9 protein-coding genes are annotated in these 10594 nt (G+C 56.4%); 5 read left to right on the top strand and 4 right to left on the bottom strand.

Annotated elements, in window-relative coordinates; genetic code table 11:
* The 4 genes from QJ48_RS29175 to QJ48_RS29160 all read left to right on the top strand — a co-directional run.
* Positions 1-401, top strand: a 401-nt coding sequence (locus QJ48_RS29175) for a helix-hairpin-helix domain-containing protein (protein WP_162238588.1), incomplete at its 5' end; no start/stop codon positions are given.
* Between the two features lie 122 nt (positions 402-523).
* On the top strand, positions 524-1816 hold the full coding sequence (locus QJ48_RS29170; protein WP_054976885.1) for a homocysteine synthase: 1293 nt from the start codon (positions 524-526) through the stop codon (positions 1814-1816).
* Positions 1817-1847: 31 nt separating this feature from the next.
* On the top strand, positions 1848-2360 hold the full coding sequence (locus QJ48_RS29165; RefSeq protein ID WP_054976884.1) for a cytidine/deoxycytidylate deaminase family protein: 513 nt from the start codon (positions 1848-1850) through the stop codon (positions 2358-2360).
* Between the two features lie 97 nt (positions 2361-2457).
* A complete protein-coding gene (locus QJ48_RS29160; RefSeq protein ID WP_054976883.1) occupies positions 2458-5088 on the top strand; it encodes a DNA internalization-related competence protein ComEC/Rec2 in 2631 nt (876 codons plus the stop codon).
* Positions 5089-5208: 120 nt separating this feature from the next.
* On the opposite strand, the gene QJ48_RS29155 is transcribed toward QJ48_RS29160, so the two are convergent.
* Together QJ48_RS29155 and QJ48_RS29150 are read right to left on the bottom strand one after the other, a co-directional pair.
* A complete protein-coding gene (locus QJ48_RS29155; protein WP_054976882.1) occupies positions 5209-6570 on the bottom strand; it encodes an MATE family efflux transporter in 1362 nt (453 codons plus the stop codon).
* 6 nt (positions 6571-6576) lie between these two features.
* Complete coding sequence (locus QJ48_RS29150) at positions 6577-7152, bottom strand: TetR/AcrR family transcriptional regulator (protein ID WP_054976881.1); 576 nt, start codon at positions 7150-7152, stop codon at positions 6577-6579.
* 238 nt (positions 7153-7390) lie between these two features.
* On the opposite strand from QJ48_RS29150, the gene QJ48_RS29145 reads away from it, so the two are divergent.
* The gene (locus QJ48_RS29145; RefSeq protein ID WP_157261792.1) at positions 7391-8326 is read left to right on the top strand and encodes a DMT family transporter; all 936 of its coding nucleotides are present in this window, start codon (positions 7391-7393) and stop codon (positions 8324-8326) included.
* A gap of 99 nt (positions 8327-8425) precedes the next feature.
* Here QJ48_RS29145 and QJ48_RS29140 read toward each other — a convergent pair whose 3' ends face one another.
* Both QJ48_RS29140 and QJ48_RS29135 read right to left on the bottom strand, forming a co-directional pair.
* The gene (locus tag QJ48_RS29140; protein ID WP_054976880.1) at positions 8426-9508 is read right to left on the bottom strand and encodes a nitronate monooxygenase family protein; all 1083 of its coding nucleotides are present in this window, start codon (positions 9506-9508) and stop codon (positions 8426-8428) included.
* A gap of 114 nt (positions 9509-9622) precedes the next feature.
* Entirely contained in the window at positions 9623-10519 is an 897-nt protein-coding gene (locus QJ48_RS29135) for a LysR family transcriptional regulator (protein ID WP_054976886.1), read from the bottom strand.
* Between the last annotated feature and the right edge of the window lie 75 nt (positions 10520-10594).

Below are 10594 nucleotides of genomic sequence, written 5' to 3'. Positions count from 1 at the left end.
TTCCGGGCGAGCAGAAGGCAGCGAAGGGTGACAAGAACCCTGCGGCGGAGCCGAAAGGGAACCCGGTCGCGGAGAAGGCTTCCGCAGAGCCACCGCCCAAGCCTGCCGCAGCGGACGGTCCGGCGCAAGAAGCTCCTACAGCCGGGGCGGCTTCCGATCCGGGGAAGGCCGCTGCCGGGAAGCGGACGGAGAGCGCTCCGGGCAAAATCAATTTGAACACGGCTACCGCCAAACAGCTCGACGAGCTCCCGGGAATCGGGGCCAGCCGGGCGCAAGCGATCGTCGAGCTTCGCAAGAAGCTCGGCGGTTCGTTCAAATCCGTGGACCAGCTGCTGGAAGTGAAGGGAATCGGCGAAAAAATGCTGCAAAAAATAAAGCCTCTCGTCACTTTGGAGCCTTGAGTCGGTCAGGCCGTGCAATTATGTCTGGAATGTTTTGCGGAGAAAGCTTTCGTTTTGCTGCGGAATGTGCGAAAATAGGTACGATTATCCATTATTTCTGTTGATCATAAGGAGGATGCAGTATGTCAGAAGAGCGCAAGCTTTCTTTGGAAACGTTGGCCGTTCACGCAGGACAGGAGATTGACCCAACGACGATGTCCCGAGCAGTTCCTTTGTACCAGACAACGTCCTATGGATTTCGCGATACGGATCACGCCGCCGATTTATTTGCTCTTAAAGAGTTCGGCAACATCTATACGCGCATTATGAATCCGACGACCGACGTGTTCGAAAAACGCGTTGCTGCGCTTGAAGGCGGAGCTGCGGCTCTGGCGACGGCATCCGGCCAAGCGGCCATCACGTACTCGATCCTTAACATTGCCGGAGCGGGCGACGAAATCGTCTCATCGTCCACCTTGTACGGCGGTACTTACAATCTGTTTGCAAATACACTGGCGAAACTCGGCATTAAAGTGCATTTCGTCGATGCGAGCGATCCGGAAAATTTCCGGAAAGCCATTACGTCGAAGACGAAAGCCGTGTTCGCGGAGGCGATCGGCAATCCTAAGGGCGATGTGCTCGACATTGCTGCCGCAGCGGCTATTGCGCATGAGAACGGCATTCCGTTGATTATCGACAATACGTTCCCGAGCCCGTATCTTTGCCGTCCGATCGAACACGGAGCGGACATTGTCGTTCACTCCGCGACCAAATTTATCGGCGGACACGGCACCTCGATCGGGGGCATTATTGTCGACGGCGGTCGTTTTGATTGGACAGCCAGCGGTAAATTTGCCGGTCTGACCGATCCGGACCCGAGCTACCACGGAGTCGTATATACCGACGCTGTCGGGCCGATCGCTTATATTATCAAGGCGCGTGTACAGCTTCTGCGCGACATGGGCGCTTCGATCTCGCCGTTCAACGCGTTCCTCCTGCTGCAAGGTCTCGAAACGCTCCACCTTCGCATGGAGCGCCACAGCTCGAATGCGCAGAAGGTTGCCGAATTCCTGGAAAAGCACGAAGCTGTGGATTGGGTAAGCTACTCGGGTCTTCCGAGCCATTCGTCGTATGAGCTGGCGAAAAAGTATTTGCCTAAAGGCCAGGGCGCGATCATGACGTTCGGCATTAAAGGCGGTGTGGAAGCAGGGCGCAAAGTGATCAATGCGGTACAGCTGTTCTCCCATTTGGCGAACGTCGGCGATTCGAAGTCGCTCATCATCCATCCGGCCAGCACCACGCATCAGCAGCTTAGCGAGCAGGAGCAGGCGGCTGCGGGCGTAACGCCGGGGATGATTCGCCTGTCCATCGGGACGGAAGCGATCGACGACATTATTTACGATTTGGATCAAGCGATCCAAGCAAGCCAGAAATAGAGCCGGAAAAAACAAAGGAGCTTGAATCAGCATGATGGCACGTAAAGATTGGGATACGTACTTTATGGATATCGCCTACATGGCTTCCACCCGCTCCCAATGCAGCCGAAGGCACGTTGGAGCCGTCCTGGTGCAGGGGAAGAAGCTGCTCGGCACGGCGTACAACGGCGCTCCGATGGGCGTGCCGGATTGCTCGGAAGCGGGCTGCATGCTCGTGGAAGAGTACGAATTAGTCGCATCGGACGGCAAGGAGCAGGTGGTTAAGAAGCAGCGCTGCATCCGGACGATCCATGCGGAGCAAAACCTGCTGTTGTTCACGGACCGTGAGGACCGCGAAGGATCTGTCGTTTATGTGACCGACCAGCCGTGCTGGACGTGCGCGAATATGCTCGCGAACAGCGGCGTATCGGAGATCGTGTTCCATCGGCCGTATCCGAAAGACAACGACAAGGTGCGCGCGCTGATGGAGCAGCGCGGAATGACGTTCCGGCAGCTTGAAAACTACGAGCCTCCGGCCGGAACGGTCAGCGAAGTGAAAAATTAGAACAATCCAAAGCTTAAGAGGAAGAACCTCTTTTGGGGCGTGCGTCAGGCATGCGCCCGGAAGAGGTTCTTTTTTTTGTTGCTGAAAGGAGGAGCGGATGTCTCAAAGACCGATCGTAGCGTTCGCGGTATGTTGGGGTATAGGCTATGCCATTGCGGTCATCGTGCGGCTGTCGTGGATGAATCTGTGGCTGGCGATGGCTGCAGGAATGCTGTATTGTGCTGCGATGATCATGAGACCAAAGGGGACCGTTTGGCTCCGCAGTCTGTTGATCGTCGCGGCAGCGGCGGGCGTATACGGCGACCACGATGCCCGAAACCGGAGCTTGGTCGAATTACAGACCGATGAAGTAAGCGGCGTACATTTTCAAGGGCGGATCGTGACGCCGGTTTCGGTAGACGGGGACCGCGTTTCCTTTCAAGCGGAAGCCGAATCCGTAGCCATTCCCGAGCATGCGGCACCGGGGAATGGCGGCAAGGGTGAGCGAATGCAGTTTTCGATCCGCTTGCTTGCCCAGGAGGAGCAGGAGACGGCTAGGCGTTGGGAGCGAGGCGACCGGATCGAGCTGGACGGAACACTGCGCCGCCCGGCGGAAGCGCGTAACTTTGGCGGCTTCGACTACCGGAACTATTTGCGGCTGCAGCATATTCATTGGCAGATGACGGCAAAAGGGACAGCAGGACTCACCGTCACGCCACCGGAAGCCGGGGAATGGGGCGGATGGCTTGCCATGCGCAGCATCGACCGTTTTCGGGACCGGTTGGCGGGGCAGGTAGACCAACTGTTTCCTCCAGATCAAAGCGGTTTTATGAAAGGCATGCTGATCGGCCTGACAGATGAGATCGAACCGCAGCAATTCGAGCGGTTTTCCCGGCTGGGCCTGACCCATATTATTGCGATCTCCGGCCTGAATGTCGCTATATTTCTGGCATGCTTAATCTGGCTGCTGCGCCGCTTCGGCCTGACACGGGAAACGGTTCTGCTTACCGCGCTCGCGCTCATGCCGCTTTATATCGCGGTCACCGGGGCTTCGCCTTCGATCGTCCGCGCCGGTCTGATGGCGATGATCGGCTTGTATGCCGCTTACCGGAACCGGCTTAAGGACGGGCTCCACATCGCGCTGATCGCGGGAGTCGGCATGCTCGTCTGGAATCCGTATTATTTGCTGGACGTCAGCTTTCAGCTATCGTTTCTGGTGACGTTGGGCCTCATTCTCGGCGTTCCGCAAATGAACAAGCTGCTGCCGGTAAAGCATGCGAAGCTGAGAGATGCGCTTTCGATAACCATAGTCGCGCAGTTGATTTCGTTCCCGCTGTCGATTTATTATTTCAACCAATTTTCTCTCCTATCGTTCGCTGCCAATTTTGCGCTGGTTCCGGCGTTTAGCGCATGGGTAATGCCGGGCGGGACGACGGCCATGCTGCTTGGGTTCCTCTGGGGAACCGGAGCAGGCTGGCTCGGGTGGCTGATTGCCAAAACGAATGCGCTTCTGTTTTACGTGGTGGAACAAACGAGCAAGCTGGATGCGTTTCAAACGATATGGCCGAGCCCTTCGCCGGTATGGATATTGGCTTATTACGGGCTGCTGTGCGCGGCGCTTGTGCTGCTGCAGCCGTTTGCGGCCAAGGACGAGTCGGCTGCGCCCGAACCGATGCTTTATGGGACAAAAACCAACAAGCTGCCGTTTCTAAACCGGCAAACGATGAATCGGTACGTCCTGCTGCCCGCCAGTTTGCTCGGCTTTGCGGGACTGCTCTGGTACGGTTACGATCCCGAACGCGGAACAGCGGAGGGACGCGTGCAGTTTTTGGATGTTGGGCAGGGAGACAGCATCTTGATCCAGACGCTCCCGGGAGGCCATACGATTTTGGTGGACGGAGGCGGGACGGTCTCCTTCCGGAAACCGGGGGATGCTTGGAAGGAGCGGAGAGACCCGTATGAAGTGGGCCGCAAGCTGCTCGTGCCGCTGCTCAAAAAACGCGGCGTGCAGCAAATCGACGAGCTCATTCTGACGCATCAGGATGCCGATCATTTCGGCGGCTTGCAGGCGGTGCTTGAGCACATCCCGGTGCGGCGGTTTTTGTTCAACGGGACTTTGAAGCCGCTGCCGGCCGTGGAAAAGCTGTTTCAAACCGCACTGGAGAAGGGAACGGAGCTCGTCGAGGTGGAAGCGGGAGATACACTGCAAGTCGACGCCGGTACGGCGCTTCATTTCTTGTATCCGCTGCCGGAGGGAGAGCGGGAGGGCGTGCGTATGGAGCAGGATCAAAACCCGAGCTCCGTGGTGTTTTTAATGGAGATGGCCGGTACCCGCTGGCTGTTCACAGGCGATATCGGACAGGCGGAGGAGCGAAAGCTGCTCGACCGTTGGTCGGCGGTATCCCGGGGATTCGCTCAAGGAGAGGCGCTGGCTCCAGCCGCTCGTGAACCTGCACTGTCAGCGGGGGCGGGAGCACAGGTATCGGTAGTATACAAGCCCGTCGATGTGCTGAAGGTTGCCCACCACGGCAGTAAGTCGTCTACGGCCGAAGATTGGCTGAACGCTTGGCAGCCGAAGCACGCGGTCATCTCCGCCGGGGCGAACAACATTTACGGGCATCCGAACCGGCAGGTGCTGGAGCGGCTGACGTCGCACGGGATAAGCGCGCAGCGGACGGACAGGGACGGGGAGGTGCAGATGACCGTGCGGGGCGGAAAGATTTATACGCGAACGAAGCTCCGGCCCTAAAGGTATGGCGCTACGGCGCGCCTATTGCACCGCATAACGCAGCGAAAGCCGCCCGGTCCATGCGATGATGGGCCGAGCGGCTGTTGCGAGGCGGAAACGCTGGTAAAGGTGCGGTCTGCGCTAAGAGGCGGCATTCACCGAAGCGACCGTTCGGGGGCGCCTGCGGATATAAGCATACACGGTCAGGACGACGATCAGCTCCGAAAGCGGGATAGCGAGCCAAATTCCGGTCGTTCCCATGACATGGGGCAGGGTGAACAGCAGGGCGACCATGATCAGCATCTCGCGCGCTACGGTAATCCAGGTGGCCATTTTGACTTGGTCGGTCGCTTGAAAGTACGTCATCATGACAAAGTTGACACCCATGAACAAATAGGCGATGAAAAACAGGCGTATGCCGGAAGCGGCCAAGTCCTGAACCTCCCGGGTAAACGAACCGAACAAGGAGACGATGCCGTCGGCCGTAACCAAACCGATCAGAAACACGCCCAGCCCGATGCCGATCGACGTTTTTACGGCGATGCGGATCGTTTCCCGCTCCCGGGCATGCTGCTTCGCGCCCCGATAGTAGCTGATCAGCGGCTGAATGCCCGAGCCCATGCCGATGAACAACATAAGCACCACGCTGTGCACGTAATTTAGAATGGAGAAGGCCGATACGCCTAACGTGCCTGCCCACCGGACCATAGCCATGTTGTAGCCTGCCGTGAAGACGGCAATGCCCAATTCCGCGACGAAGCTCGGAAAGCCGATCGTGAACGTGCTTTTGGCCAGCTTCCACGACAAACGCAGCTTGACGAAGCGGAGGGTGCTGTCCTTGCGCAGGAAATGCGTGAACAGCACGCACGCTCCGATGGCGGATGCGCCGATCAGCGCCCATGCGGACCCGGCTACACCGAAGTCGAGAACAAACAATAGCACGTAATTTAGCCCGATATTGCATACGGCTGTCACGAGCAGCGAAATCATCGCCAGATTCGGATTGCCGTCGTTGCGTACAAAGATGCTGAACGCATTTTGCACGGTGACGACAAAGCCGAAGCTCAGCAGCACGGTCATAAATTCCATCGCATAAGGCATCGTCTCGTCATTGGCTCCGAGAAACAACGCCAGTTTTTCCCGGAATAAATACGCAATTCCCGCCAGTGCGAGCGTCAAGCTGAAGATGAGCGTAAGCGAATGAGTAAAGATCGAGCGTGCCTGCTCGGCATCTTTGGCGCCCAGCGATCTGGAATATAGAGCCGCACCGCCGATGCCGACCCAAAGCGATATGGCAAAATAAATCGAAAATACCGGAAAGGCGACATTGACCCCCGCCAGCGCGACCTCGCCGAGCCGCTGCCCGACAAAAATGCCGTCAATCACGACGTTAATGGACATCATAAACATGCCGACAATGGACGGAACCAAATAACGGACGAATACTTTGCCTACGGTATCGGATTCCAGGGCTGTCAGTTTGTTGTTTTCAAGTTGCATCATACACCTCTAACGATCTTCTTTAAGTATTCCATTCCAGAATAAGGAAAAGGTTGTTTCGGCCGCTTGGATAAAATAATCCGGGCTGCCGAAAATCAGTTTGGCGGTCAAGCCTTCGTAAATCGTATGCACGGCGAGCGCGCCTTCCTTCGGATTGACCTGCGTGGTCGAGTCGAGTTGAAAAGCAAGCTCCAGCAGATGTAGCAAATGATGCGAATACAATTCGTACATGGTGATGCACAGTTCCTGCAGCGGCTCGGGAGGCATGAACGCCATCAGAAACATCAGCTTCACATTCCGGTTGGTCGCGTAGCGGTCTTTCATCTCCTCGACGAAGGTGCGCAGCAGCGCCTGGAGCGGCTCCCCCTTATGCTCGTGAAAAAACGTAGTCAAGTAGGCGATTTCCTGCTTCGTTGCATCCTCGTGGATTTCGACGACCAAATCTTTCTTGTTCTCAAAATGAGCGTACATCGACTGCTTCTTAATCCCTACTTCTTGGGCAATATCCGCCAGCTTCGTACCCTCGTAGCCGTATTGCAGCAGATGCCCTATGGCGGCTTTCTTGATCTCTTCTCTTCGGCTCATCGTATCCACCTTGGCTCTATAACTTCGTTTACCTTACCATAGTCAGGTAGGCATATCGGCAATATTATCACATTTTTAGCTATTTTCAAACAGGAAACTTACTGTGGTCAGTTCTTTATAAAAAACAAGTCTTGAAACTCGGCCCAGAGTTTGCTATATTTTTTGTTTGTGGGGCTTCGGTTATAATGGCCGGAGCTACCGCGGGTGGGTGAGGGTTAACTAGAACCGAGGATCGGTTATGATATTTTCGCAGCGATTCAAAGCTAGCCTGTTGGTACTGACCGGCGCTGCATCGTACGGGATACTGTCCACTTGCGTCAAGCTGGCGTATAAGGATGGTTTTTCGCCCGCCGAGGTGACGGGCAGCCAAGTGTTGTTCGGCTTTGCGGCTTTGTGGCTTCTGAGCATCCGTTGCTGGGGTTACATGAAAAAGATGCCGAAGATCGTCTTTCTGAAGCTGCTCGGCAGTGGGGTGTTTACGGGGCTTACCGGCGTGTTTTACTACTACGCGCTGCAAACGTTGAGCGCGTCGTTCGCGGTGCTGCTACTGTTCCAGTTCACCTGGATGGGGCTGCTCGCGGATTGGCTGCTGCAAAGAAAAGCGCCCAACCGGTTTCAGCTTATCGGCGTTGTCGTCGTGCTGGCCGGCACGCTGTTCGCCTCCGGCTTTCTCGAAGGCAGCGTGCCTCAGCTCAGCTGGACCGGTATCGGGCTTGGGCTGCTTGCGGCCGCAAGCTATACGCTGACCGTCTATTTCAGCGGTAGGGTTGCGACAGACGTGCCTGCGATTTTACGCAGCTCGTGGATGCTGACGGGATCGGTTATCGTCGTGTCGCTTATTTATCCGCCGACGTTTCTGTGGAGCGGCGCGTTGACGAACGGCTTGTGGGGATGGGCGGTCATTCTTAGCCTGTTCGGCATGATCCTTCCGCCGTACTTGTATACCAAGGGTGCCCCGTATCTCAGTACCGGCGTAGCCTCCATCATCGGGGCGATCGAGCTGCCCGTCGTCATTGTGTGCTCCAGCCTGCTGCTTCATGAGCAGACCGGCTTGCTCCAGTGGCTCGGCATCGGGCTTATTTTTGCCGGCATCGTCGTATCCGAATGGAAAATCAAGCGCACTAGCCAAAGCGAACGGAACCTTGCGGAGCCCCAAACGAACATGTCGCGGTAAGCGATCGGTAGCAACAGTTTAAGTAAATCAAAAAGAGGCATTCTTCCGAGTATGACGTGAATCTGCTTGGAAGAAGCCTCTTTTTTTTGACGGGTACGATTATTTTTCCCGGTATTGACTTAGCCGCTGCAGCGTACCGGCTGCTTCGCTCATCAACTCGCCGATCAGCTTGCTTGCGGATTGAGTCCTATTTAAGCGCAGCGCTTGCCCGGCCCAGAGCGACATATACTGCGGGTTATTTTCATTCGCCGCGGCCTTGCGGATGTCTTGCGTTAATTTATTTTGGATAGGGTACTCGGGAATGGGCTCCGAATATTGCTTCATATCCGAAATAAATTCATTTTTGATCCCCCGGGCCGCTTTTCCCGAAAAAGCGACGGTCACCGTCGTATCCTCTTCGCTGCTTTGAAGAATGGCACGCTTGTGCTGTTCGTGGGCGCCGCTTTCGTCGCAGGTCAGAAAAGCGGTGCCTATCTGCACGCCGGAAGCGCCCAGCGCCAGGCTGGCGACGATACCGCGGCCATCCATAATGCCTCCCGAGGCGATGACGGGAGTGCGGACTTGGGCGACGATTTGAGGAACCAGCGCCATCGTTCCGACCAGTCCGTCCTCGTAACGGCCCAGGAACGTGCCGCGGTGTCCGCCGGCTTCGCTGCCTTGGGCGACGATAAGGTCGATCCCGGCCGCCTCAAGCGCCAGCGCTTCGCGAACCGTGGTCGCGGTCCCGATGATCTTAGTGCCTTCGCTTTTCAGCTTGCCGATGAGCTCCGGCGAAGGAATGCCGAAGGTAAAGCTGAACACGGGCACGCGTTCGTCCAGAACGACTTGAAGCTGCTCTTCAAACGTTTCTTGAAACTTAGCGGGCATGACCCCCGGCGCAAGCTTAAACCGTTCCCGATAACGGTTTAACCACTCGTTCATGCGTTCTGCGGTATCATCCGGCGGACCGAACGGCTCAGGGGTGAATAGATTGACGGCAAAAGGGCGATCCGTCCGACGGCGGACATCCTCGATGGCGCGTTTGATTTGCTCGGGCGTGAGATATCCGGCGCCAATCGTCCCCAGACCGCCGGCTTCCGACACGGCGGCTACGAGCTCCGGAGTCGTCGGCCCCCCGGCCATGCCGGCTTGTATGATGGGATAGGAACATCCGACGATGTCTGTCATCGGGGTTGAAAACATGGTACAGCACTCCTTCCGAAAACTATAACGGCATATCCAAACCTGCTATGTTCTCATCATAAGCAACCCGGTTCGCCAAGTAAAATCGCAATAGCTGATACCCGCCATCTCAATCTAAGATGGCTGGCCGGAGCCGCGGGGCACATGGAAGCGGTTCTTGATCTCATGGAGAAACAGCTTGTAGGCTTGCGTCAAATAGGCGTCTTTCCGTCGAATAAATACCGTTTGAACTTTCCCGTACCGTTCCGGGATCGGATAGGATCGGACGAGGCTTTCCTTGGTTTTGCTCCGCACGATCGATTCGGGAAGCAGAGAGACGCCAAGTCCGGCGGCAACACAGCCGATAATCGTCTCCAAGGTGCCGAATTCCATAATTTTGACGGGTATGACGCCTTCCTCCTGAAGCCAGCCAAGCAGCTTGGCCCGGTAGGAGCAGCCGGAACGGAACACGAGAACGGTCCGGTCCGTCAATTCCTTCGGAAAATCAAGATGCGGGCGCAATGCGTCCGTGACAAGGACAAGCTCTTCCTCGATGACGGAATCCTGCAGCAGCTCCGGATGTTCTACGGGTCCCATGACAAACGCTCCGTCCAAGCTGTAATCGAGCACCGCCTGAATCAATTGCTGCGACGGTCCCGTCACGAAAGACAAATCGACCTCCGGGCACAGCCGGTGATAGTCTGCCAGCAAGTGGGGCAGCCGGACGGCGGCGGTCGTTTCCATCGACCCGATCGACAACGGCCCGGTCGGCGTCGACGCATCTTGAACCGCTTTGCGTGCCTCTTCCAATAAGCGCAGCGCTTTGTCGGCGTACTCAAGCAGTGTTTTGCCCGCAGGAGTCAGCGTAATGCCCCGGTTATGCCGGTAAAAGAGCGGGGCGCCAAGCTCTTTTTCGAGCTGCTTGATTTTGGTGGTGACGTTGGATTGCGCATAATTTAGCAGCTGGGCGGCCTTGGAGACGCTGCCGCTCCGCGCGGCGGCTTGAAATATTTGAAGAGCTGCGGTATCCAGCGGCATGATCGGTGCCTCCTTTGGTATATGAAAAAATGATACATCTTATCAAAATCATTTTATTTACATGATACC

Origin of the sequence: Paenibacillus sp. A3 (assembly GCF_001399685.1) — a bacterium.
In the GTDB taxonomy this organism is placed as follows: domain Bacteria; phylum Bacillota; class Bacilli; order Paenibacillales; family NBRC-103111; genus Paenibacillus_G.
The sequence above is the reverse complement of the archived record's forward strand: the minus strand, read 5'-3'. Positions and strand labels throughout refer to the sequence as shown.